This is a genomic window from Humibacter soli, assembly GCF_054779035.1.
This window is the reverse complement of sequence record NZ_BAAGYX010000002.1, coordinates 270,011-294,437: the sequence shown is the minus strand read 5'-3', so window position 1 is coordinate 294,437 and position 24,427 is coordinate 270,011. Positions and strand designations below refer to the sequence as shown.

Here is a 24,427-nt window from a genome sequence, read left to right as displayed (position 1 = left end):
GGTGAAGGATCGGGTGAGGACTCAGGGCTGGGGCGTGAGGACGATGACGTCGGCATCCTTCGCCCATGTGAAGTCGACGGGCACGCCGTTCACCGCGGCGAGCTCGCGGGTGACGGTATCACCGGTCGGCCGCCCATCGGCGTCGCCGACCGCATAGACGACTCCCGTCCGTAGCGACGAAGGGAAGACGCGAGCGCGCTCCCGGTCGCGTGCGCGGTCGCGGTCCCGGTCGTAGACGAAGAGCACGACGCGGGGGTCGTCATCTGGGCCGTGGTATTCGACGCAGTAGAGTCCCTGATCCGGCGCTCCGTGCCTTCTGACCCGACCATGGTGCACGACCCCGCGGATGCCTTTGTATGCCGCCACCCGCGCCGCGGCCTCGCGCTTCTGCTCCTCGCTCCACGACGAGAGGTCCGAACCGATGCCGAGCACACCGGCCATCGCGACGGCGAACGAGTAGCCGAGCGAGATCGGCTGACGGTCCCGGTGTCCCGGATCGTCGGTGACCCACGAGCTCATCACCCACGACGGGTAGGCCGTGAGGAACCCGTCCTGGATCACCAGCCGGTCCCGGGGGCCGACCTGGTCGCTCGTCCAGACGATGTCCGACCGCTGCAGCACCGCGTTGTCGATGCGGGCGCCACCGGCGGAACACGCCTCGAAGATCACGTCGGGAAACTCGGCGCGCACCATGTCGAGCACGCGGTAGTAATTGCGGGTGTGCTGAAGGCTCCACTCCCGACCGTGCGGGTCCCCAGGCCGGCCGCCATCGGTGATGGGTCGGTTCATGTCCCACTTGAGATAGCCGATGGATGTCGAGCCGAGCAGCGTGCGCAGTGTCGACATCACCCAGTTGGCGACCTCCTCGCGGCCGAGGTCGAGCACGTACTGGTTGCGGATCGTCAGGAGGGGCCGCCCGTCTGCGCCGTAGACCCAGTCCGGATGCGTGCGGTACAGATCGCTGTCGGGGTTGACGCACTCCGGCTCGATCCAGATGCCGAAGCGCATGCCCAGCTCTTCGACCGCTTCGACGAGTTCGTTCAGCCCGTTCGGGAATTTCACCGGGTCGGGCCGCCAGTCGCCGAGCCCTGCGCGGTCGGAGGTGCGGCCGACGAACCAGCCGTCGTCGACGACGAAAGTTTCGACGCCGAGTTCCGCAGCCTGCCGCGCCAGCGCCTGTTGATGCTCGACGGTGACGTCGAATCCAGTCGCATACCAGGAGTTGTAGACCACGGGCCGGGCGCGCTCAGTGTGGTCTCTGGTCAGCTCGGAGCGTTGGAAGTCGTGCCAGGCATCCGTCAGACCTTGCCGCCCATCGTCGGAGAAGACTCCGAGGCTGTCGGGCGAGCGGTACGACTCGCCGGGCAGAAGGGTGACGGTGGTCACGTCGTCGTCGACTCCACAGGACACCCGCGCGTGTTGTCCGACCGCCGCCGAGTCCACCTGCAGACGCCACGCGCCACTCCAATCGAGGGCGATCCCATAGGCATGCGCGGATGGCCGGTGGTATGAGTCCGCGTCGACGGCGGCGGTGACGGCCACGACGGGACTGAAGAGCAGGCTCGTCGTGCCTTGGCGGCTGCCGATCGAGAACGTTCCCCAGTGCAGGTCGGTCGACCGCTGCTGGAACTCGCGTCCCCAGCTGCCGGCGAGGTAGTCGATGTGCACGTGCTGGCCGAGCGGCAGATTCCATGCGGCGGAGAACGCGCGAGTCAGCTCGACAGTGGCGTCGCCCTGGTTGTGCACCGTCGCGCTACGGCGGATCACGTCATGCTGTGACGACGTGGCGAAACGCAGTTCGAGACGCAGCGTGCCGGTCTCGTCCTGGAAGGGCAGCGTCAGTGCCTGGCCGCTGTGCGTGTGATGCGCGCTGACTCCATCGGGCAGAAGCGTCCAACTCGCGCCCGTGTGGCCGGAGCCTCGGTCGACCAGCAGTTCGCTGAACGCGCCGTGACGTTGCCCGTTGCTGGCGTACTCCAACGGCTGCACGTCGGCGGCGGCGGAGAAGGAGACGATCCGCTCGGGCTCGCTCCACGGAGCAGAATCCACACCTTCGGCGAGTACCGGGCCCCAGTAGTCGAGCACGACACCGGATTCGTCGGGCAGCGAGCTGACCACATAGGAGGTGGCGCGGGTGCGCAGGTGCCACTGAGTCACGGGCATCCCTTCCTTCCGCGTCGGAGCCGTCACTTGCCGGCCCCGAGCGTGAGGCCCGAGACGAACTGCCTCTGGAAGATGAAGAACACAATGGCGGTCGGGATCGCTGCGACGAGCGCCCCAGAGGCGACGACGTTCCACTGGCTGACGTAACCGCCCTGGATGTTGAGCAGCTCGGCGTTGATCGGGAACTTCGACTCGGTGTGGATGACCGTGAGCGCCCAGAGCAGATCGTTCCACACCCAGGTCGTGGCGAGCGCACCGAGGGCGGCAAGCGACGGGCGAGTGAGGGGGAGCACCAGCCGCAGATAGACGCGGAGTTCGCCCGCGCCGTCGACCCGCGCCGCCTCGAAGATCTCGGCGGGGATCGAGCGCATGAACCCGTAGAGCACGAACGTGTAGAACCCGAGTCCGAAGGCGACCTGCACCAGGATGAGCGCGAACAGGGAGTCGCCGATGCCCAACGTGTCGGTGATGCGTGCAACGGGGATCAGCAGGATCTGCGCGGGCAGCAGGTTGCCCGCGAGCATGAAGAGCAGGATCGCGCGGCGGAACGGAATCTCATAGCGACTCAGGGCGAAGGCCGCCCAGGAGGAGAGCAGCAGGGCGAAGAACACCGTGAAGACGGTGACGATCGCGCTGTTGACCAGCGACTGCGTCACGAGTCCGCCTGTGAACACCGTGATCATGCCGTCCCACGAGAACGACTGGGGCAGTGCGCCGAGCCCGTTCTGGGTGATGTCGCTGAAGGAGCGGAACGCGACGAACACGACGAACACCATCGGCGCGATCCAGATCAGCGAGACCGGGGTCATGTAGAGGTGGAACAGCCAGGACCGCTTGCGGTGCGGCTTCTTCACGGCGGTCGTCGACGTGCTTGCGACGCGGCGCGAATCGGTGGCGGCGGTCATGTCAATCCTCCTTCGAGACGCGCGTCAGGTAGCCGATGATGAACAGGATCGCGAGCAGGAAGATCACGACGGCGATGGCCGAGCCGTACCCGAGGTTCACCGTTGTGAAGGCGGTTTGATACATGTAGGTCGACAGCAGCTGGGTCGAGTTGTACGGGCCGCCCTGCGTCATCGCCCACACGATGTCGAACGTGCGGAGCGAGTCGATCACGGTCACCGCGAAGACCACCGCGTTCACGCCGCTGAGCTGGGGCATGACGATGTGCCAGAAGCGCTGCCAGCGGCTAGCGCCGTCCACGGCAGCGGCCTCTTCGAGCGTCGGGTCGACACCCTTGAGACCCGCCAGGTAGAGCACCATGATGTAGCCGCACTGCCGCCACACCGCTGCGACGAGCACGGCCGTCAGGGCGGTCGACGGGTCGGCGAGCCACTGCTTCTCGAGCGAGCCGAGCCCCACCGTCCCCAACAGCGAGTTCACCGCGCCCCCCGGCGCGTACAGCAGCCGCCAGAACAGGCCGGTCACCGTGAGCGAGAACACCATGGGCAGGTAGATCGCGCTGCGGTAGAACCCCACGCCGCGACGCGGCCGGTTGAGTGCCAGCGCCAGCAGCAGGCCGACGATGACGGATGCCCCACCGAACCCGATCACCCAGAAGACGTTGTTGACGAGTGCCTGGATGAAGATCGGATCGGTGCCGAGGTTCTGGAAGTTCTTGAGCCCGACGAACTGGGGGGCCCCGACCCCGTTCCATTTGGTCAGGGCGATGTAGAAGCTGTTGATGGCCGGCCAGAACACGAACGCGAGCTCGACCGCCAGCGGGATCGCCAGGAACGCCCAGATGATCGGCGGGACGCGCCGCACCGACCCGCGACGCGGCCGCCGAGACGGCGTCCTCGTCGCGGTGCGCGGCAGGCCCACCGTTGCGGTCACGAGTTCCACACCTTCTCTGCCGCCGCCTGCCAGTCAGCGAGGATCGTGTCGACGTCGCCCGGGTTGGCGAGGAACTTCACGAGCGCCGTGTCGGCGGTCGTCTGCAGCGCATCCGACGAGTCACGGTTGAAGAACTGCGTGATCTCCTTGGTCTCGCCCAGCATCTTCAGGCCCTTCTGCACCAGCGGCGAGAACTTCGAGGTGTCCACGTCCGGCGAGGTCGGAAGGTTGGACGACGCCGACTTCTCGATGAACTCCTGCTGCTGGGCAGGGCTTGCGAGGTAGGTGAGGAAGTCCTTCGTCGACTGCGCGTTCTTCGACTTGACGCTGGAGAAATATCCGTCGGTCGGCGCCTCCTCCGCCTTGGGGATGCTCTTGTCGATCGTCGGCACCGTGAAGAAGTCGAGGTCGTCGGGGTTGTCGGTGACGTTCGCGCTGATGAACGCGCCGACCAGATACATGGCGTTCTTGCCCTGGACGAACGGAGTGACGGCATCCTGCCAGGCGTACGAGCCCATGTTCGGGTCGAAGTACGGCACGAGCTGCGCGTAGTACTTCATGGTGTTCTTGACCTCTGCGCTGTCGAACCGGTGCTTGCCGGCGAGCAGATCGCGGTGGAACGGGGCGCCGTTGACGCGCAGGTTGAGGATGTCGAACCACCCGGATGCCATCCAGGGAGTCGTGCTGAGCCCCTGCGACAGCGGGTTGATGCCCTTCTTCTTGAGCGTCTCGCACATGGCGATGAACTCGTCCCAGGTCGTCGGGACGGTGAGGCCCCACTTCTCGAAGTTTGACTTGAGGTAGAAGACGCCCCACCAGTAATAGTCGGTGGGCATGAAGATCTGGCGTCCCTTGGCATCCGTCGACAAGGCTTTCAGGGCCGCATTGAAGTTCGCGGCGACGCCCTTGCCCTTCCAGAGGTCGGAGAGGTCGAGCAGAAGGTCCTGGTCCGCGTAGGAGCGCGCAACCGAGCCCGCGTACCACGAATAGACGTCGGGTGGGTTGCTCGAGGTGAGGTACGTGGACAGCTGCGCGCGGAACTGCTCGGTCGCGACCGTGTTCATCGTGGCCTTGGCCGACGCGTTCTTCGCGTTGTACTGCTGCACCAGCGCGGTGAGCGCCGCCTTGGGCTGCGGCTCGGAGTTGGAGTTCTGGAACACGATCGGCCCGACGCCGGAACCGCCGCCCGAAGTCCCGGGTGAGCCGCCCGTCACGCATCCGGCGAGTGCCGCGACGCCTCCGATCGCCAGCGCACCGGCGAGAAAGGTGCGACGTGTGACTTCGGTCTTCGTAGCCATGGTTGTCCTCCTTGACAGCCGGTGAGCGGAATCCGCGACAGGCGAGCTGACTGCTCTGTGGTGAAGTGCTCTGCGGTGCACTACTCCGCGGTGAAGAGCTGATTGCATTCGAGCTGCAGGGCGATGTCGCCCCACATGGGGTGGTGCGGTGCCGCGTTCGAGCACACGATCGTGCCCCAGGCGTCGACGCGCCGCGATTCGCGAACGGCGCGGCGGCAGAATTCCGCGCCGACCGGGCCTTCTTCGAAGTTGCCTCGCAACGGGGTGTACCCGACCCAGCCCTCGCCGAACACGAGGGGGACGCGCCGGGCCTTCGCGTGATCGGATGCCACGTCGAGCCAGATGCCCAGCACCCGGTCCATCTCCACGCGGTGGTTCTGGTACCGCTCGTAGAGGAACCGGTCGAACGCCTCGGGAATCAGCCAGTCGTGGAAGAAGATCTCGGGCTTGCCGACGATGGTGGCATCCATCTTCCATGCGGCGTCGTCGGTGAGCACCCACGTCTGCGCGTCGGGTGCGTCGGGCCGCAGCAGGCCCTCGGCATCGACGGCGGCGCGCGGGAAGTCGGCGAGGTCACCCCGCAGGTCGAACGCGGCCGTGGTCTCGTTGAGCACTCCGTAGATATAGGGATGCACCACCAGTACGTCGATCTCCGCGGGGATGGCGCGCATCGCGGCGACCGGCACGTGCGCGTAGTTGACCGTGACGGGCACGGTCGGCTGCAGCTCATGGAACCTGCGGAGTCCCTTCGACAGCCGAGGCTCGAGTTCGATGAGGCTCTGCTCCTCGTCGGCTCTGGACGAGGTGAGTCCGTCGGCGAGGTGGCCGCCCTGCACTTCGTTGTGAAGCTCGACGTAGGCGATTCGGTCGGCGTGGCCGTGCTCGGTGACGAAGTCGACGAGCTCGGAGTGCGCGTCGGCGAGAGCGACGGCGCGCTCCTCGGGATCGACGCCGCGCAGGGCATCCCACCAGCCGGCGTCGGTGCTGAAGGACGACGACTGCTGGTACTCCCACGACGAGACGATCACATAAAGGTCGTGGCGGGCGCACACCTCGAACAGCTCAAGCAGCTTGGCTCGTCCGTCGAACTCGGTGGGGGCGCCGACGTCGTACCAGCGCACGCCCTGGCCGTAGTCGCCGCCGAGCCGGTCGAGGGACACTCGTGAGGTGTCGAGCCCCGATCCGAAGAGCAGGAACGGCATCGCGCAGATGCGGACGGTGTTGTAGCCGCGCTCCACGGCCTCGGCCGCTGCACGATCCAGATCTTCGAACGGTTCGCCTGCGCCGGTGCGCACGTACCAGGAGAAGTCCCACAGCGTGATCGTCAGACGGTCGGGCAGATCTGCCGAGACCTGGACGGGCGTGTACTTCACCGACGCGGCACGTTCCACAGCCCTGTCGGACACGTGCGTCGCTATTCCGTTCTCCTCATTGAGCATGCGGCCAGCCTAGGATCGCGCCGATCGACGATGGAATGACGGTTCATACGGAGTTCCTGGACGATTCTCTGATTTGAGCCCGGTTGTGCCATCTAGACTGGACGTCATGGCGGCCCAACTGATCCGTGACGGATTCCCCGGCCAACGCCTGCGCGTGCTTCCCGCTCCCCTGATCAAGACGACGCTCGACGCACCGGTGACCCGCCGCTTGCTGGTGACGGATGCCGGGTACTTCCCCCATGCGGCAGCCCACGGACGCGTCCGTCCGAACGGCGCACGCGAAGCCATCGTCATCGTCTGCGTCGGGGGCCGCGGCATGCTCACCCTCGGCGGCGCCCGGCATGCCATCCGATCGGGTGATGCCGCGATCATCCCACCCCAGGCACCGCACGTTTATGTCGCCGACGAGGTCGATCCCTGGAGCATCTGGTGGTTGCACGCCGCGGGGACCGACGCGGCAGAGCTCGTCACGGCCGCCACGGGGCCCGACGCCGACCCGGTGCTGCACCTGCGGGATGTGTTCACCGCTGCAACACTCATCGAGAACATCGTGACCGCGCTGGAACGTGACGAGACGGTTGCGACGCTGTCGCAGGCATCCGGTGCGGCGTGGCATCTCTTCGGACTGCTCGGCGCCGATCGACTGAGGGGCGAGCCCGCAACCCGCGATCGCATCCGTGTCGTGCAGGACTACCTGCGGGACAATCTCGCCTCGACGACACCGGTCGCGGATCTGGCTCGGCTCGCCGGCCTCAGCACCTCGCACTTCTCGGCACTCTTCAAGGCGTCAACCGGGTACGGAGTCGTGGAATACGTCAGGCGGCTCCGCAGCGCCCGTGCCCGCGAGCTGCTGATGACCACCGGGCTGTCGATCGGCGAGATCGCCGCTCAGGTCGGGTATTCCGACGCGTTCTATTTCACGCGGCAGTTTCGCGCGGTGAACGGCACGTCGCCGAGCCGCTTCCGGGCCGGTGCGTCGATCGAGGCGATCTGAGCGCGAAGCTTCGGCGCCCCGAAGACCTAGGCCAGCTCGCACCCGCAGCTGCGGCCCACGACGAGGTTGCCGCGCAGCACCGTGTGCTCCGGAGCACGCGTCGGGTCCTCGAAGCGTTCAAGGAGCTCCTTGACCGCCCGCTTGGCGAGGTAGGGCAGATCCTGCCGCATGGTGGTCAGCGGCGGGACGGTGAAGGCCGCAGGGCGTGTTCCGCCGATGGAGACGATGGCGACGTCATCCGGCACGCGCAGGCCGAGCTCCCAGCACGCATGGATGGCGCCGATGGCCTGCACGTCCGCGGCGACGAAGAGCGCCGTGGGCCGAGTGCCGTGGATGGCCCACGGACGGCCGTGCTCGCTGAGCAGCAGGTGAGCGGCGAGGTTGCCGCCCTCCTCGCTCGACTCCGCGAAGGCCACCAGCTCATCCCCCGCCGGGGATCCGTCCCTGGCCTGCTGCGCGCTCCAGCCGGCGATCGAGGTGGCCCCGACGGAGGTGCCGACGGGCATCGAGATGCAGCCGATCAGCGAGTGACCGTGCCGCTGCAGGTGCTCGACGGCGACGGCCGCGTCAGCGGCGTGCTCGACGTCGATCGTGGAGACGGGCTTGTCCGACGGCATCCCGTCGATGACGAGCACGGGGCACTCGATGCCGTCGAACGACGTGGTCGCGACCGACGCGAAGACCAGGCCGTCGACCTGCCGAGCGGTGAAGGTGCGCACATACCGCTCTTCCCGTGCGCGATCGCCGTGGCCGTGGCCCGTGAGCACCACGTATCCAGCCCCGGAGAACTCGCGCTCGATCGCTTCGGCGAGCTCTGCGAAATACGGGTCGAGCGGGTCGGGGCTCAAGAGCCCGACCGACCGGGTGCTACCCCCTCGCAACGCGCTCGCGATGGCATTCGGCCGGTAGTCCAGCCGCTCGATGGCCGCTTCGACGCGCGCGCGAGCCGCAGCAGACACCGGTCTCGGTCCGCCGTTGAGCACGTAGCTGACCACTGCCGGTGACACGCCTGCTGCACGTGCGACATCCGAGCGCGTTACTGACATGTGGGGAGCAGCTTACGGGGTGCGGGAACCGTGTCCCAGCACTGCCGCCGCGCCATGCCCGGGGGCCAAGGAGCTCATGCCAAGATCGGCGGGAGTGGGGTACGACGACTGGGCGCCCGGCATCTGCACCGCGAACGTTCCGGCGAGCACGCCGAGTTCGACGGACTCGCGGAGGGATGCGCCCCGCGCGAGGTGCGACGCCAGAGCTCCGACGAACGCGTCGCCCGCTCCGGTCGTGTCGACCACCTCGCTCACCTCGGGCGCCGGAACGTGTCCCTCCGACTCCTGGTCTGCCCAGTACGCGCCGCCCGGCCCGATCGTGACGACGACCGACTCCGCGATCGAGCGCAGTTGCGCAACGGCGGATGCCGCACTCGACGCATCCCGCACCTCGGAGCCGACCAGCGCGCTCGCCTCTGCCTCGTTGAGTACGAGAGGATCGCACTTCTTCAGCAGTTCGGGCGCGAGCGGATGGAACGGAGCAAGGTTCAGGATGACCCGCACCCGTGCCCGAGCGGCGGACACGATCGCCGCCTCGATGATCTCCGGCAGGATTTCTGCCTGCGCCACCAGGATGGCGCTGTCGGCCTGCTCCGCCAGCGCGGTCACCACGTGGTTCACGCGGTCGGCGGTCAGGGAGAAGTTCGTTCCCGGAACGACCGTGATCGAGTTCTCCCCGCTGTCGTAGACGGAGACGAGCGCCAGCCCGGTGCGGCCGCGGTTGATGATCTCCACGTTGGCCGTGTCGACCCCCTCTGAGCGGAGTTCGCGCAGCAGCAGAGCCCCGTCGGCGTCATCCCCGACCGACGCGACGAAGCTGACGTTGCCGCGAAGCCGAGCCGCGGCGACCGCTTGATTCGCCCCCTTGCCGCCGGGCTGCAGCAGCAGGCTCGTTGCCAGCACGGTCTCGCCAGGTCCTGGCGGGGTCGGCACGCGCACGATGTAGTCCTGATTCGCCGAGCCCACCACGATGATCCGCGCCGGGTGGTTCGTATTCGTCATTTCTCTCCGCTCGCGAGCGACATGCGCCCGAAGAATCGTTGCAGGATGAACATACTCACCGCAGGCACCAGCGAGAGAAGGACCGCTCCGGCGAAGTTTCTGCCGAAGTCGGCACCGTGTTCACCGAACGTCGATGCCAAGGCGACGGGCGCCACCTGGAGGTTATTGTCGCTCACTATCAATAACGGCCAGAGATAGGCGGTCCACTGCCCCAGGAAGATCAGAAGTGCTGAGTTCGTCAGCGCAGGGCCGCTCATCCTCGTGTAGATCGTGAAAAGGATGCGCGGCTCCGATGCGCCGTCGAGCATGGCGGCTTCACGATATGAGGTGGGAATTCCGAGGAAGTATTGCCGCAGATTGAAGATGGCAAGTCCGTTGCCGATTCCGGGCAATATCAGGCCGATGAGCGTGTTGCCGAGTCCCCAGTCGCTGAACTGCTGCGCGAGCGGAATCGCAATGGCCTCGAACGGCACCATGAAGCTCACGACGATGACGGCGAAGATCGCGTTCCGGCCCCTGAACTCGTACACCGACAGGGCATACGCGGCCATCACCGAGATCACCAGGCCGAGCAGCACCGACGCGAGGCACACGATCGCCGAGTTCGCCAGCGCCAGGCCGAAGCCGTTGTCGACGAAGAGGCCGATGTAGTTCTCGAACGTCACCCGCGAGGGCACGAGGAGTGCCCAACTCAACGGGGACATCGTGTTCACGATGTCTGCACTCGGCCGGAACGATCCGATGAAGACCCAGACCGCGGGCAGGATGAACACCAGACCGATCACGACCGAGATCGCCGTCAGCACGACGGTCAGGGTGGATGCCCGCCGTCTCTCCGCCGTTCTGGCGCGCGTTCTCCCCGCCGTCCTCGGGCGAGTCGCTGTCGCCGTCATCGCGGGGTCCTCTCTTCGCGGAGCAGGCGGAACTGAAGCAGCACGAAGATCAGCATGATCACCGTGAGGATGACCACCTCTGCCGCACCGAGGTTTCGACTCCCGTACCCGTAGGTGGTGCGATACGCGTCGAACATCAGCAGTGTCGTCGAGCTCTGCGGCCCGCCGTTGGTGATCAGCTGCACCGGAACGAACAGCACGAAGTTGGCGACCGTGTCCGCGACGAGCACGAAGAGCAGCGGGCGCTTCAGGAGCGGGATCGTGATCTGGAAGAACGTGCGGAACCAACCGGCCCGGTCGAGCTTCGCCGCCTCGTAGTACTCGCCGGGAATGGCCTCGAGGCCGGCGATGAGGAAGATCATCCAGTAGCCGATTCCGATCCACGACGCCACCAGGATGATGCACGCCAGCGCCTGGTTCGGCGAGGTGAAGAACGGTTGCGGGTTGCCGCCGAGCGCCGAGATCAGGGCGTTGACCGGCCCGTCGGGCTGCAGGGCAGCGCTCCAGGCGATGCACGACCCGACGATCGGAATGGTCACGGGAATGAAGAGGAGCGTGCGCCACACCCCGACGAGCGGGATGCGCTGGATGAACAGCACGGCCACCACCAGCGCGATCGCCACCTGCAGTGGGTTGATGATCACGTTGAAAAGGATCGTGCGGCCGATCGTGGCCACGAAGTCCTGATCGGCGAACAGGGACTGGTAGTTCGCGAAGCCTGCGAAGGTCGCGGGGACGAGCCCGCCAGGGAAGGCCTTGTACAGCGACGAGCCGATCGCCCCGAAGGTGGGCGCCAGGCGCAGCACGACCAGGGAGATCACCGCCGGCGCGAGGAACACGACGATCCACAACCAAGGCGGCCGGGCGGAGCTGCGCCGGCGTACCGACACAGCTCCGCGACCGCGTTCTGACGAGCTCATCACTGCTGGTATTTCGTCCAGGCGGTCTTGAGCTGGGCCGAGGCCTTGTCGAGCGTGGTCTTCGCGTCGGCACCGTTGCGGATGTCGGCGAATGCCTGGTTCATGATCGACTCGAACTCGATGTAGCCGATCGTCGACACCCGGTTGACCGCAGTCTTGGAGGTCTCGTAGTCGATGATCTTCGCGGCATCCTTGCCGGCGGGCGACGAGAAGACGTCCTTCGCGAAGTACACCTGCTTGCCCTCGACGTTCGCGGGCAGCTCGGGGTTGGAGCGGTACTTGATGTATCCGCTGCCGTCATCGATGGCCATCCACTTCAGGAAGATCGCTGCGGCCTCCTTCTGCTTGCTGAAGGGGTTCACCGCGAGCGACCACGAGCCGTCCGGCGTTGCGGGCTTGCCACCGTCGAACACCGGCTGCGGCGCCACGCCCCAGTTGACCTTCGACGCCTGGAGCTCGGGCAGCAGCCACGGGCCCTCGACCATGTAGGCGATCTTGCCCGCCACGAAGGCCGGGTCGGTCTGGTCCGGCGTCATGCCGCGCGGCGAGACCCCGGAGGAGAACAGCGAGCCGTACCAGTCGAACGCCTTGACCCACGCACTGGAGGTGAAGTCGGGCGTCAGATTTCCCTTGCCCGTGGCGCCGATCGATCCGCCCAGCTGCACCGGCAGCGGTTCGAGCTGGTAGTAGCGGTCGAACTGGCCGAACGCGAATCCGTACTGCGCGCCGGCGCTCTTGGCCTTGGCGGCATCCTTCACGATCTGGTCCCAGGTCGCACGCTGGTCCGTCGATGCGGACGGCGGGGTGACGCCGGCCTTCGCGAGCAGGTCCTTGTTGTAATAGAGCAGCTGGGTCGAGTTCGCGATCGGCAGCGCCCAGAGCTTGTCGTTGTACAGCCCAGAGTCGTACGCGGTCGGGTCGAACGACGACTTGTACTTCGAGAACGCGCCGGTGAGATCGGCGGCCTCTCCGCGAGCGGCGAGCGCCGAGATCCTCGGCTGGTCTGCCCAGTACACGTCGGGGTCGCCACCCTTGTTCGACACCCGCGAGTCGACCGTGCTGTTGAGCGCGTCGAACGGCACGGTCTGCCACTTGACCTTGATGGACGGATGAGCCTTCTCGAAGGCGTCGACGACCGGCTGCATGTTGTCGGTCTTGAGGTCGAGGATGCTCAGAACCTTGATCGTCGTCTTGGGATCGGTCTTCGGAATCGTGACGGCGTCGCCGGACCCCGAGGCGGAGCCTCCGCCGGAGCATCCGGCGAGGACGAGTGCGCTAGCCGAGGCGACGGCGACGGCGGTTGCCAGACGTCGCAGGCCTCGATGGTGGGTGAGGTGCATGACATTCCCTTCTTTGGGTGTCGCTGTGGGGTGGATGCCCATGAGCGGTCGTCGCTCGGGCGGTTGTCGCTTCACAGGGATGCAAGCGACCGGAGGAAGAACTCCGTGAAGCCGTCGGCATCGACGGCCGTGGCGATGGTGCAGTTCGGCGAAGGCGGCTCCGCCGAGTAGAGGAGGTCGGGGACCATGACACCGCGGGCGATGCCGTCGCCGGTGACGACGGAGACAGCGGCATCGCGCCACGTGAGCAGCTCGGGGTGCGTGACCGCGGCGACCGCGAGCGGGTCGTGCATCGCGCACGAGTCTGAGAGGGATGCGTCGCCGGGGTTGCGCTGCTGCAAGAAGTCGATCCACGACAGCGTCGATTCGCCGGCGAGCTGAGCGAAGGCGCCCGGCGACTCGATGAGGCGGCGAGCGTGCTCCCTGGTGAGCCGAACCTGCAGTGTGACGTCGAGACCGACCCAGCGCTGCTTCACGCCCGATCGCAGCACGGCCTCCGCCGCCTCCGGGTCGACCCACACGTTGAACTCGCCGGCCATGTCGCGGTGCCCCATCGTGCCGAGGAAGATGCCGCCCATGATGACGAGCTCCTTGACGCTGGCGGCGAAGGCGGGCTCGAGAAGGATGGCCGCCGCCACGTTCGTCAGCGGACCGATGGCCACAACGGTGATCTCACCGGGATTCGCCATGACGTGCCGAACCATCTCGACGGCCGCGAAGCCCGGGTCGGCTTCCAGTCCGACGCCGTAGTTCGCGACGACCTCGTCGGACGGCGTGCGCACGCGCTCCGGGTGGCAGAACGGGGTGGAGGCACCGCGGTAGATGGGCACGTCGATGCCGAGGCGTCGGCGGAGCTCGAGCGTGAGCAACGTGGCCGACTCGACGTCGGTGTTGCCGTTGACGGTGGTGATGAGGTCGAGCTGGATCTCCTTGTCGGCGTGCGCAAGAGCGAGTGCGAATCCGTCGTCGATGTCCGACCCTGGTGCGCCCATGGCGAGGTCGGTGTCCAGGATGATGCGCTGCATGGAACTCCCTTGTTCAACTCGTGTTGACTTAGTTAACACGAGTTGAATGCGGAGCACAACACCCAACCTCTGGGCACGAACCCGGCTGGCCGCCGCTGCTGGATTTCGGAGATCTGACCCGACACGCCGACATCCATGGGCGACACGCCCGCAGCGAGGGCAGATCTCCGAAATCCAGCGGTGGCTAGGCGCGGGAGGCGCCCTTGCGGTTCAGTCCCCGCGGTACTCCCGCACTCCTACGGTGAGCTCGAACACACCTTCAACGGCACCGCACCCCGGCACGACTAACGGGCCCAGCTCATCCCCGTCCGGCCAGTAGTCGCGGGACGCAGGCTCAAGGGCGATCGCCGAGATGGAACGCCACCACGGGAAGCCCTCGGTCGCATAGTGTTCCTGCCAGACGTGGAGGAATGGCAGCAGCCGGGCATCCCATCGCAAGACCGCGAAGGCGCCGGAATCCGGTTCCGCGATCGTCACCTCGCCCGGCTCACCGACGGAGACCGTTCGGAAGCCCGCGACTCCTTCATCATCCTGCGGAAAGCTCACGTCGAGGACGGCGTCAGATGTGGTGACGGTAGTACGTGGGCCGGCCACGGCCGGGCCCAGAGCCGGATGCTCCGTCCAGGTGAAGCCGACCGGCTCCGGCGAGAGATTCTCCACGCGCTGTTCGACTCGAACGGTCGACTCCTCGACGCTCACGCGACGGATGACCCGCAACGGCACGGTTCGCAGTACGACCTGCTGCGTGCACGTGGCGTCGTCAGAGTGCATCAGACTCCAGGTTCGCCACGATGCCTCGCCGTGAAAGGGGTGCTCGACCCCATCGACCGTGCGCTCGTCGCCGGCGTGCGGCACGAGGGTGTGCCACCCGCCTGGATAACGGCGATGCCACTCGACGCTGGTCCCGTCGACGAGTGCCACCGGATCCCAGGTCTCGTCGGCCCATGGAGTGCTGAGCAGGAACTCGGTGCCTGTGCGCCGGTCGACGACGGATGAGATGCGTGCTCCGAGAGACTCGACGGCGACGTCGAGCGCCGACGAACTGATCGAGATCGTCTCCGTGGCGAAAGCATCCGCCGGCGCGTTAGCGGGGGCGGTTCGTTTCATAGCTGTATCGACCTCGTCTTGCTGCCCATGCGTGGGGCGAACGTGTTGTGGAAAATGGATGACGCGGCACCGATCGCTCCAGCCTCGTCTTGAAGCACCGAGCGCTCGACGGTCACCTCACGAGCTGAATGCGCGGTGGGCACGGAGTTCACCTCGCGAGAGATTGTGGAGACCACGAGGTCACGCAACTCCGGTTCGAATGCGGGACCGCCCACGACCATCAGAGGAAGGTCGAGAAGGTCTATCAGGGCGATGGCGCCCTGTGCGATGACGGCGGCGATCTGTTCACCGGCCGCCACGGCATGCACCTCACCCCGCCCCACTTCCGCACACATCTCGCGGTAGGTCGTGGCCGGGCCGGCGTAGCCGAGCTCCTTCGCGATCTCGGGCAGGGCCGCCGTCGGGTTGCACTCCCGCACGAGCTCCGGATGTCCGGCGGAATCCAGCCTGCGGGTGCGGATGGCGCAGAGCTGGCCGAACTCTCCCGCGTTCGAGCTCACACCGCGATACACGTCGCCGTTGAGCACGAGTCCCGACCCGATGCCTGTTCCGAAGTACAAGAAGACGAAGTCGCCGGCACGTGTCGTACGCCCGACCCAGCGCTCTCCAACGGCCGCGGCCTCACCGTCCTTCTGCACGATCACGGGGCAACCCAAGCGTGCCTGAAGCACGTCGCGCAGCGGAACGTTCCTCCACGAGCGGGAGAGCGGCAGCTCGAGCAGGGATCCGTCGGTTGTGATCGGCCCCGGCGTCGCCACTCCGACGCCGAGCAGCGATGTGCGGTCGATGCTTGCTGCCGCCACCAGATCGTCGATGCGATCCGAGATCAACTCGACGAGGCTGTCGGGCGAGACATCCTCGTCGAGTCCGACGGTCCGCCGCCCGACGACGCCGCCGTCAAGGTCGGAGAGCACGAAGGTCAGTGACGTGGGGTCGACGAGCACTCCGACCGCGTACGCCGCCTCGGCCCGGAGCCTGATGGTCGTTCGGGGCTTGCCGACCTGTTCGGTGCGCACTTGCTCACCCTCGACCACGAGCCCTCGGTCGATGAGCAGGCGGAGGATGCGCGACACCGACTGCTGCGTGAGGCCAGTGCGCTCGGCCACCTCGGTTCGGCTGATCACGCCGGCTTGCCTGATGGTCTCGATGATCGTCGCCTCGTTGAACGAACCGAGGTCATATTGGTTCGCTCCGCTCTGGAGACGCTTTCCGGTCGTCGTGAAGTGCCCCCTGCGAGGAGCCGGAGGCACCGTCTTGATCGACGATGGCTCGTCATCCACTTGTGTCATGGAGCCTCCAGAGCGCCGTCCGGTCGACGCACCCCCGCTGCCCAGCTGTCGTGCCCCGAGAGGCCGGCCGGGTATCGTGCCGCAGCGGACTCGTCGATGTCGATGCCCCACCCCGGTGCATCGTTCGGCGTCAGCCAACCGTTCTCGATACGAAGAGTACCCGGGAAGACCTCGTGCGTTGCGTCGTTGTAAACGTGGCCCTCCTGAATGCCGAATGCCGGCGACACCACATCGAGCGTCACGTTCGCCGCCGCCCCGATCGGCGAAGTGTCGCCGGGCCCGTGCCAGGCGGTGCGCACGCCGTTCGCTTCAGCGAGATCGGCGAGCTTGCGGCCCGCGGTCAAGCCGCCGATATCGGAGACGTGGCTGCGGATCAGGTCGACGCCTTTGCCTTGGATGAGCCGAGCCGCGTCTTGGAACGACGTGGTGAGCTCGCCGACCGCAATGGGCACGGGGCTCGCCGCGCGCACCTCCGGCAGGCGGTCCCAGTGCTCCGGCGGCAACACGTCTTCGAGGAAGAACAGCCGGTACGGCTCGAGCGCGCGGGCCAGCCAGACGGCATCCTTCGGCGTGAGCCTGGAGTGCACATCGTGAAGCAGCTCCACGTTGTCGGGTAGACGATCACGGGCCGCTTCGAACAACGCAGGGGTGCGCCGCAGGTAGTCGCGAGCGCTCCACCCGTTGCGGTATGGGGCATCCGGGTACTCCGTGGGCACAGCTGGGGCACCGTACCCTCCGCCTCCCGGAGTCGACATCTGCAGCCGAACGTGGCGTTGTCCGGCCTCGATGAGGCGCTCGGCGTCGTCCAGCGTCTCATCGATCGTGCGCCCCGCCGCGTGCAAGTAGGTGTCTGCAGCGGCGCGCACTTTGCCTCCCAGCAGCTCGTACACCGGCATGCCCGCACGCTTGCCCGCGATGTCCCAGAGTGCCTGGTCGACCCCCGAGATCGCGTTGTTGGTGACGGGTCCTCCACGCCAGTAGCCGGTGAAGCCGATCAGCCGGGTGAGGTCGCCGATGTCGCCCGGGTACCTACCGATCAGCAACCGCGCGACGTGGTCGTCGACGAAGGAGCGCACCGCCATCCAACGCTGGGTGAAGGTGGCGCATCCCAGGCCGTAGAGGCCTGGCTCGTTCGTGTCGATGCGCACGACGACCAGCGGCGTACCCTCCGGCGCTGTCACGATCGCTCGAACGGAGGTGATGCGCAGCTCGGTGCGCGGTTGCCAGGGGCTGTCGAAGGTGTCCATCGTCTCTTCCTTTGTGGCGTCGTGTTCGTGCGGTGGCTTGCTGGGTAGCGCCGGCTCAGCCGATGCTCGACCGCCGGATGCCCGGCGGCAGGTCCCGCGTGTCGAGGTGCAGCACGTGTTCGGCGGTGAACCCGATCACGCGCTCGGCATCGGAGAGGTCCATCGGCACCTCACGCCCGGTGAAGCACTTCTTGCGGGGAACATCGGGGGCGACGGCGTCGAGCACATCCTCGGTGCGATAGGGGATGCTCGTGGTCGGCGCTGCGAGATAGAACGCGTTGGCACCGGGGGTGCTCGTGGTCAACCCAAGCTCGATGGCGCGCGCTGCATCACGCACATCGAGATAGGACCACGCCTCCGTGAGACCTGCGCGCGGATCCCTCGTCAGCTCCTCTGATTGCGCTTCGATGGCCGCCATCGTGTTCACGTGCGGAAACCGCAGCGTGACGATGCCGACGCCCCAGCGGTTCGAGACCATCTGCGACGTGTTCTCGTCGTTCAGCTTCGAGAGCGAGTACCAGTCGGAGACGTCGGCGGGAAAGTCGGTGTCGATGGGCAGGTACGGCGGCACGGCGTTCTGGTCGATGCCCTGCGGCAGACCATTGCGGTTGATGCTGCCGGCGACGACCGCCCGGCGAACCCCTCGGTGAGCGGCCTGCGCGAGAACGTTGAACGTAGACACCACGTTCGTGGAGTACACGTCGTACGGCGTTCCGTTGTCGCGATGCGCCAGCGCCGCGAGGTGCACCACGGCCTCGACGCCGTCGAGCGCCGTCGCGACATCGTGCTCTGATCGCGTGTCACCGTGCACCACCCTGTCCGCGCCATCCACCTCCTGCCCGGGCTGACACAGTGCCGTGACAAGTGCCCCGCGCTCGGCGAGATGCCGTGTTGCCACGCTGCCGATCCGACCGGCCGCGCCTGTGACCAGCACCCGGGTGCCCGTGAGTTCCGTCATCCCTTGAGCCCTCCGGCCGAGCTGACCCCGCGCAGGAACTGCTTCTGGAAGACCACGAACAGCACGACGGGGATGATGATGGTCAGGAACACCGCCGCCATCTGCACCGAGAACGGCATCGCACCATTGGGCAGGTTTGCGAGCGCGACCGACACCGGCTGCAGTGCCGGGGCCGCCAGCACGAGCAACGGCCAGAGGTAGTCCTTCCACGAAGCGATGATCGTCAGCAGTGTCACGACTCCGAGGATGGGCCGCGACAGCGGGATGACCACCGTTGTGAACACGCGAATTGCGCTCGCACCATCGATCCGCGCCGCCTCGATGAGCTCCCGCGGGATGGAGTCGAAAAACCGCTTCAGCACGATCACGTTGAACGCACTGGCGCCAGCCGGTAGCCAGACGCCCCAGAAGGTGTTGAGCAGGCTCACTCCGAGCACCGGCATGTGCAGGATGGTCAGGTACAGGGGCACGAGGCTGATCACGCCAGGCAGGAAGAGCGTCGCGAGGATGGCGCCCGAGAGGATCGGACTCCACTTCGGCCTCAGCACGCTGAGGAGATACGCGGCGGTCGCGCTGACGAAGAGCGTCGCGATCGTGCTGCCGAGCGCCACGATCACCGTGTTGCCGAGCGCCGAGCCGATCTGAGCTCCGTTCCAGGCCTCTGCGATGTTCCCGAGCTGCAACGGAGTGGACCAGATGTTCATCGGATCGCTCAGGATCGCCTGACTGCTGCTGAGGGATGCCCGAGCCGACCATGCGATCGGACCAAGGCCGGCGAAGAGCAGACCGACGAACATGACGATCTGCAGAATCCACATCGAGACGATGACGACCGGCCTCTTGCGATCGGCCGCCGAGATCGCGCCCCGCTCTTTCGCTTCTCTCGTGCGTCGACGCTTGCGCGCGACATCCGGTTCGACGACCTGGAGTTCGGCGGGTGCGACGACGATGCTTTCCCCTGCTGAGGTCATGACGGACTCCAACGCTTGGTGACGAAGTGGTAGGCGATCGAGAGCAGGCACAGGAACACGGCGAGAAGAACGCTCAGCGCTGTCGCCGCCCCATAGTCTCCGTTGACGAACGCGTAGTTGTAGATCTTGAGCATGATGGTCTCTGTCGCATTGTTCGGGCCGCCGCCGGTGAACAAGAACGGCTCGGTGAAGAGCTGGAACGTGCCGATCAGCTGCAGCAGCATCATGATGAAGATCACGTTGCGCAGCTGCGGGATGGTGACGTGCCACAGCCGCGACCAGATGCCCGCACCGTCGATCTCTGCCGCCTCGTAGAGCTCCGGGCTGATGCCGCCGATCGCCGCGAGGTAGATGATCGCCGTTGCTCCGGCCCCCGCCCAGGTCGTATAGATGACGAGCGACGGCATCGCCATGGCCTCGGAGTTGAGCCACGGATAGGGTCCGAGCCCGATCCACCCCAGCATGGTGTTGAAGATTCCGATGCTCGACGGGTCGTAGAAGAACTTCCAGAGCAGGATGCCCGCGACGGGCGGAACGACCGCGGGCAGGTACGCCAGCAGGTTGTACATCCATCCCATGCGCCGCAGTTCATTGACGAACACGGCGATCAGGATGGGGATCGGGAATCCGAAGATCAGCCCGAGCGCCGCGTAGTACACGGTGTTCAAGGCGGCCTGCGGAAGCCCCGGATCGGTGAGCACGTAAGTGAAGTTGCTCAGACCGACAAAGGTCGAGGTGACGAGATTGGTCTTCTCCACACTCATCAGCAGGCCGCGCACCACGGGGCCCCAGCTGAAGTACAGGAAGATCAGCACGACAGGGATGGCGAATAGCACGGCCGTCAGGCCGCCCGATCGGTACCACCCGACGAGGGAGCGACGTCGACGCGGCTGGCGCGTCAGGCGTACATCGATTGTTCGTGACATGGTTGGTCCTCACCGCGTGACGGGCCGACCGGGCTTCGGTCGACCCATCACGTGATCGGGTCAGCGCTGCTGCGCCAGGTTCCGGTCGATCGTCTGGCTGGCGGTGTTGAGCAATGCCTTGATGTCGGCGCTCTTGTCCGTCAACACCTTCTGCACGTCCGGATCAAGCGTGGCGTAGGTGTTCTGGGCATCGGCGGGCTCCGGAATGAGCGGAAGCTTCGATGACGTGTAACCGGCGAACTGGTCGAGGGGCACGTTGATCTCGTCCTTGATCCAACCGAGGTAGCGCTGATACACCGCATCCTTCACCGGCGGAAGCCCCGGCGTTCCCACGGCGGCGTTCGACGCGGCGGATGCCTTTGCGGTCTGCACTGCGACCTGCTCGTCGAAGTACTGCTCGAAGTTCATGAACTTGACCCACTTGGCTGCGGCGAGCAGCTGGTTGGGCGTCGCCTTTGCGTTGAACATCGCGATGGTGCCGCCCGTGAGCGTTCCGTTCTCACCGTTCGCCTGCGGAAGGGCTCCCTCGCCGAAGTCGGCGGGGTTCATGCCGTAGAGGTGAACCGCCTGGTCATAGATGTCCGGCGCCTGCAGCACCATGCCGATCTTGCCTGCGGAGAACGCCTTGCGGATGTCGTCCTGGTTGTAGAGGAACTGGCTACCCATCGAGTCGTCCACCCACCGCATGTCGTGCAGGGTCTGTAGGGACTGCTGGGTGGGCGCGCCGATGCTGGACTTCGTGCCGGCCTTGTTCGTGATGGTGCCGCCCATGCTGTAGGTCATGGTGGTGAGCATCCAGCCGCCGGTGTTGTTCGTCGTCAGCTGCGCGTATCCCGCAACGCCTGGGACCTTCTCGTGGATCGTCTTCGCGTCCTGTTGCACCTCATCCCACGTCGTCGGCGGCTTGTTCGGGTCGAGGCCGGCCTTCGTGAAGATGGCCCGGTTGTAGGCGATGCCGACGGAGAACAGTCCGTAGGGCACGGTGTAGACGTTGCCCTTGGCGTCCTCGACGTTCTTCAGCGCCAGAGGGTTGAGCTCGTCGAGCAGCCCGATCTGCTTGAGGTAGGGCGTCATGTTGGGCAGCTGACCGTTGTCGATGAGCTGCTGGCTGTAGGTGAGGGACACGTTCATGGTGTCCGGCAGCGTTCCGCCCGCGAGCTTGGCCTGGAAGGTCTGCGCCTGCCAGTACTCGGTCGATGGCTTGACCGTGATGTTCGGGTTCGCCTTCTCGAACTGCTTCAGACGGTCGAGGAAGTTCGCGCGATCGGCCGCCTTGTCGGCGGTCGGCTCGTCGCCGACGGTGATGGTGACCTTCGCCTTCGGATCGGCTTTGCCCTGGTTCGTGGTGCCGTCGGCGCCGGTTCCGCTGCACCCTGCCAGCGCGGCGATCGTGCTGACGGATGCAAGGAGCACCGCGATCTTGAGAGCTCGTTTCTTCATTGAAACTCCTGTGTCGTGTGGATGTGTTCTGCGTATGTGCTTGCTTTCCGAGCCGGACGTGGGAGCTGTCCGGGGGTTGGTGGAAAATATAAAACCAAGAGTGTTATTAAATCAAGTATTCGGTAGTCTTCCCCCGAACGGGGTGCACATGAGGCGCACATCACGATGTGGACGACGCCGAAGAAGGGGCTCGTCAGGGACCGCATTGACGTTCGCGAGCCCACGTGGCGCCGCATAACCTAGGTGGTACGGCTTCGATCCAACGGGAGAATCGATCAATGCAGACCGGCAACGAATGGCTCGACACGACCCTCGGCGCTAGCCCCGTGATGGCCATCCTTCGCGGCTTCGGACCAGAGCGCACCCTCGAAGTGGCGAACATCGCCTGGGATCTGGGCGTGACCCTCGTCGAGGTGCCCATCCAGTCCCCGCGTGACATCGAGGCACTCGAGGCCACGGTCGCTGCAGCTCGCGAACGCGGGCTGGGCGTCGGCGCCGGAACGGTGATCAACGACCAGACGGTCGCGGATGCCCGACGTGCAGGTGCATCCTTCACCGTGAGCCCCGGGTTCTCGGCCGACGTGGTGCGGGCATCCCTCGATGCGGACATGCCCAGCATCCCTGGCGTCGCGACGGCGAGCGAGGTGCAGGCGGCCGTGGCCATCGGACTTCGCTGGCTCAAGGCGTTCCCCGCCGCCCGACTCACCCCGGCGTGGTTCAAGGACATGGCGGGCCCGTTCCCGCAGGTGCGCTTCGTCGCGACCGGCGGGATCGACTCGTCCAACGCCGCCGCGTTCCTGGCCGGCGGGGCATCCGTCGTCGCGCTCGGGTCGGCGCTCGCCGACCCGGCCCAGCTGCCCGCCATCGCTCCCCTGCTCGCGACCGCATGAGCGCGAAGAACGACGGGATGACCGGACAGGCGAGCTCCGATCGCACGTACGACGTCGTCGCCATCGGCGAGACCATGGTGCAGCTCGTACCCCAGGGCGAGCGGCTCGCCGACGCGGAGGCCGTGCGCATCGGGATCGGAGGCGCGGAGTCGAACACCGCGAGTTACCTCGCCGCTGCCGGACATTCGGTGGCATGGGTGAGTGCCGTCGGCGATGATCCGTTCGGACAGCGGATGCTGCGCGAGATCTCCGCATACGGAGTGGATGTCTCACGCGTGCTCGTCGATCGGAACGCGCCGACCGCGGTGTACTTCAAAGACCCCGCCCCGACGGGAACGACGGTGTACTACTACCGGCGAGGATCAGCCGCCGCGGCGCTCACGGCAGCGACCGCGGACCTCCCCGACCTGTCCACGGTGCGCGTTGTGCACATGAGCGGCATCACGATCGCCCTCTCCCCCGGATGCGCGGAGCTCGTCTCACACGTTCGCGGTCTGGCGAAGGCGGCAGGCGCACTCTTCTCGTTCGACGTCAACTACCGGCCGGCGCTCTGGTCGGTGCAGGAGGCCGCGGAGGCGCTGCTCGCACAGGCACGGGCATCCGACCTGGTGTTCGTCGGCCTCGACGAGGCGAACGTGCTGTGGGGATGCGAGACCCCCGAGCAGGTGCGGGAGCTGCTGCCCTCGCCCGAGCTCGTGGTGAAGGACGGCGACGTCGGCGCCACCGCGTTCGATCGAGACGGCTCCGCGTTCGTGCCTGCACGCGTGGTCGACGTGGTCGAGCCGGTCGGGGCGGGGGATGCCTTCGCCGCCGGCTATCTGCACGGTTTGCTGAGCGGGGCATCCGTCGCCGAACGACTCGAGTCTGGCCACGCCTTCGCGGGCGTTGCCCTTCGGTCGCTGCACGACGTCGCACCCCGAGAAGAAGTGCAGGTCGTCGTTGCGGCGGGTTTCCCCGTCGCTGGCTGAGCGGCTCCGACCCCGCCCTGTCGGCGGTTGAGGAGCACCGCGAAGCGGCGCCCTCCCCGGTGGTTGAGGAGCATCGCGAAGCGGAGCGTCTCGAAACCCATGCCACGGCAGGTCTCGAGACGCGCGCCGTCGGCGAGCTCCTCAACCCGCGGTATGTACTACGCGGTCTGTGCCTCGCGGTGCGGGAGTCGCCAGTTCGGGCGCACGTAGTGGCAGGTGTATCCCGCCGGGTACTTCTGCAGGTAGTCCTGGTGCTCCTCCTCGGCCTCCCAGAACTCGCCCGCTGGCTCGACCTCGGTGACGACCTTGCCCGGCCAGAGACCCGAGGCATCGACATCCGCAATCGTGTCGCGCGCAACGCGCTCCTGCTCCGGCGACAGATAGAAGATCGCCGACCGGTAGCTGCGGCCGATGTCGTTGCCCTGACGGTTCTTCGTCGACGGGTCGTGGATCTGGAAGAAGAACTCCAGGATCTCCCGGTAGCTGATCACGTCGGGATCGAAGATGATCTCCACGGACTCCGCGTGGTCGCCGTGGTGGCGGTACGTGGCGTTCGGCGTGTTCGGGTCGCCGGAGTATCCGGTACGCGTCGAGATCACTCCGGGCCTGTGGCGCAGCAGCTCCTGGGCTCCCCAGAAACAACCGCCGGCGAGAATCGCTCGCTCAGTGCTCATG

The 24,427-nt window shown here is 66.4% G+C and carries 22 protein-coding genes; 3 read left to right on the top strand and 19 right to left on the bottom strand.

The genetic code is table 11. From position 1 onward, the window contains the following. Positions 1–21 precede the first annotated feature (21 nt). From ACYVDN_RS14495 to ACYVDN_RS14475, 5 genes are all read right to left on the bottom strand, one after another. Entirely contained in the window at positions 22–2,157 is a 2,136-nt protein-coding gene (locus ACYVDN_RS14495; RefSeq protein WP_460572877.1) for an alpha-galactosidase, read from the bottom strand. Between the two features lie 29 nt (positions 2,158–2,186). Next, positions 2,187–3,068: a carbohydrate ABC transporter permease gene (locus ACYVDN_RS14490; RefSeq protein WP_460572875.1), complete on the bottom strand. Its 882-nt coding sequence runs from the start codon at positions 3,066–3,068 to the stop codon at positions 2,187–2,189. 1 nt (position 3,069) lies between these two features. Beyond that, on the bottom strand, positions 3,070–3,999 hold the full coding sequence (locus tag ACYVDN_RS14485; protein WP_460572873.1) for a carbohydrate ABC transporter permease: 930 nt from the start codon (positions 3,997–3,999) through the stop codon (positions 3,070–3,072). Then, positions 3,996–5,297 (bottom strand): ABC transporter substrate-binding protein, encoded by a 1,302-nt coding sequence (locus ACYVDN_RS14480; protein WP_460572871.1) that lies wholly within the window; start codon positions 5,295–5,297, stop codon positions 3,996–3,998. Before ACYVDN_RS14480 ends, ACYVDN_RS14485 begins: the two co-directional genes overlap by 4 nt. A gap of 80 nt (positions 5,298–5,377) precedes the next feature. Next, the gene (locus ACYVDN_RS14475; protein WP_460572869.1) at positions 5,378–6,736 is read right to left on the bottom strand and encodes a cellulase-like family protein; all 1,359 of its coding nucleotides are present in this window, start codon (positions 6,734–6,736) and stop codon (positions 5,378–5,380) included. Positions 6,737–6,842: 106 nt separating this feature from the next. Between ACYVDN_RS14475 and ACYVDN_RS14470 the strand changes: the two genes are divergently transcribed. Next, positions 6,843–7,730 (top strand): helix-turn-helix domain-containing protein, encoded by an 888-nt coding sequence (locus tag ACYVDN_RS14470; protein ID WP_460572867.1) that lies wholly within the window; start codon positions 6,843–6,845, stop codon positions 7,728–7,730. A 26-nt stretch (positions 7,731–7,756) separates the two neighbouring features. Here ACYVDN_RS14470 and ACYVDN_RS14465 read toward each other — a convergent pair whose 3' ends face one another. From ACYVDN_RS14465 to ACYVDN_RS14405, 13 genes are all read right to left on the bottom strand, one after another. Further along, complete coding sequence (locus ACYVDN_RS14465) at positions 7,757–8,776, bottom strand: LacI family DNA-binding transcriptional regulator (protein ID WP_460572865.1); 1,020 nt, start codon at positions 8,774–8,776, stop codon at positions 7,757–7,759. A 12-nt stretch (positions 8,777–8,788) separates the two neighbouring features. After that, entirely contained in the window at positions 8,789–9,778 is a 990-nt protein-coding gene (locus tag ACYVDN_RS14460; RefSeq protein WP_460572863.1) for a ribokinase, read from the bottom strand. Beyond that, positions 9,775–10,671, bottom strand: coding sequence for a carbohydrate ABC transporter permease (locus ACYVDN_RS14455; protein WP_460572861.1), 897 nt, complete (start codon positions 10,669–10,671; stop codon positions 9,775–9,777). Before ACYVDN_RS14455 ends, ACYVDN_RS14460 begins: the two co-directional genes overlap by 4 nt. Further along, a complete protein-coding gene (locus ACYVDN_RS14450) occupies positions 10,668–11,510 on the bottom strand; it encodes a carbohydrate ABC transporter permease (RefSeq protein WP_460572859.1) in 843 nt (280 codons plus the stop codon). Before ACYVDN_RS14450 ends, ACYVDN_RS14455 begins: the two co-directional genes overlap by 4 nt. A gap of 80 nt (positions 11,511–11,590) precedes the next feature. Beyond that, entirely contained in the window at positions 11,591–12,931 is a 1,341-nt protein-coding gene (locus tag ACYVDN_RS14445; RefSeq protein WP_460572857.1) for an ABC transporter substrate-binding protein, read from the bottom strand. 71 nt (positions 12,932–13,002) lie between these two features. Further along, positions 13,003–13,956 carry a nucleoside hydrolase gene (locus tag ACYVDN_RS14440; RefSeq protein WP_460572855.1) on the bottom strand — a complete coding sequence of 318 codons (954 nt, stop codon included), beginning with the start codon at positions 13,954–13,956 and terminating at the stop codon, positions 13,003–13,005. A 210-nt stretch (positions 13,957–14,166) separates the two neighbouring features. Beyond that, positions 14,167–15,063 carry a hypothetical protein gene (locus tag ACYVDN_RS14435; protein WP_460572853.1) on the bottom strand — a complete coding sequence of 299 codons (897 nt, stop codon included), beginning with the start codon at positions 15,061–15,063 and terminating at the stop codon, positions 14,167–14,169. Further along, entirely contained in the window at positions 15,060–16,352 is a 1,293-nt protein-coding gene (locus ACYVDN_RS14430; RefSeq protein WP_460572851.1) for an ROK family transcriptional regulator, read from the bottom strand. Before ACYVDN_RS14430 ends, ACYVDN_RS14435 begins: the two co-directional genes overlap by 4 nt. After that, a complete protein-coding gene (locus tag ACYVDN_RS14425; RefSeq protein WP_460572849.1) occupies positions 16,349–17,599 on the bottom strand; it encodes an enolase-like domain-containing protein in 1,251 nt (416 codons plus the stop codon). Before ACYVDN_RS14425 ends, ACYVDN_RS14430 begins: the two co-directional genes overlap by 4 nt. A 55-nt stretch (positions 17,600–17,654) precedes the next feature. Beyond that, complete coding sequence (locus tag ACYVDN_RS14420) at positions 17,655–18,557, bottom strand: NAD-dependent epimerase/dehydratase family protein (protein ID WP_460572846.1); 903 nt, start codon at positions 18,555–18,557, stop codon at positions 17,655–17,657. Next, the gene (locus ACYVDN_RS14415; RefSeq protein ID WP_460572844.1) at positions 18,554–19,528 is read right to left on the bottom strand and encodes a carbohydrate ABC transporter permease; all 975 of its coding nucleotides are present in this window, start codon (positions 19,526–19,528) and stop codon (positions 18,554–18,556) included. Before ACYVDN_RS14415 ends, ACYVDN_RS14420 begins: the two co-directional genes overlap by 4 nt. Beyond that, the gene (locus ACYVDN_RS14410) at positions 19,525–20,454 is read right to left on the bottom strand and encodes a carbohydrate ABC transporter permease (RefSeq protein WP_460572842.1); all 930 of its coding nucleotides are present in this window, start codon (positions 20,452–20,454) and stop codon (positions 19,525–19,527) included. Before ACYVDN_RS14410 ends, ACYVDN_RS14415 begins: the two co-directional genes overlap by 4 nt. A 60-nt stretch (positions 20,455–20,514) precedes the next feature. Next, positions 20,515–21,894 (bottom strand): ABC transporter substrate-binding protein, encoded by a 1,380-nt coding sequence (locus tag ACYVDN_RS14405; RefSeq protein ID WP_460572840.1) that lies wholly within the window; start codon positions 21,892–21,894, stop codon positions 20,515–20,517. 278 nt (positions 21,895–22,172) lie between these two features. Here ACYVDN_RS14405 and ACYVDN_RS14400 point away from each other — a divergent pair, with 278 nt between their 5' ends. Both ACYVDN_RS14400 and ACYVDN_RS14395 read left to right on the top strand, forming a co-directional pair. Further along, entirely contained in the window at positions 22,173–22,784 is a 612-nt protein-coding gene (locus tag ACYVDN_RS14400) for a bifunctional 4-hydroxy-2-oxoglutarate aldolase/2-dehydro-3-deoxy-phosphogluconate aldolase (RefSeq protein WP_460572838.1), read from the top strand. Then, positions 22,781–23,752: a sugar kinase gene (locus ACYVDN_RS14395; RefSeq protein ID WP_460572836.1), complete on the top strand. Its 972-nt coding sequence runs from the start codon at positions 22,781–22,783 to the stop codon at positions 23,750–23,752. The genes ACYVDN_RS14400 and ACYVDN_RS14395 overlap by 4 nt, the downstream gene beginning before the upstream one ends. A 158-nt stretch (positions 23,753–23,910) precedes the next feature. Here ACYVDN_RS14395 and msrA read toward each other — a convergent pair whose 3' ends face one another. Further along, positions 23,911–24,426, bottom strand: coding sequence for a peptide-methionine (S)-S-oxide reductase MsrA (msrA, locus tag ACYVDN_RS14390; RefSeq protein WP_460572834.1), 516 nt, complete (start codon positions 24,424–24,426; stop codon positions 23,911–23,913). Between the last annotated feature and the right edge of the window lies 1 nt (position 24,427).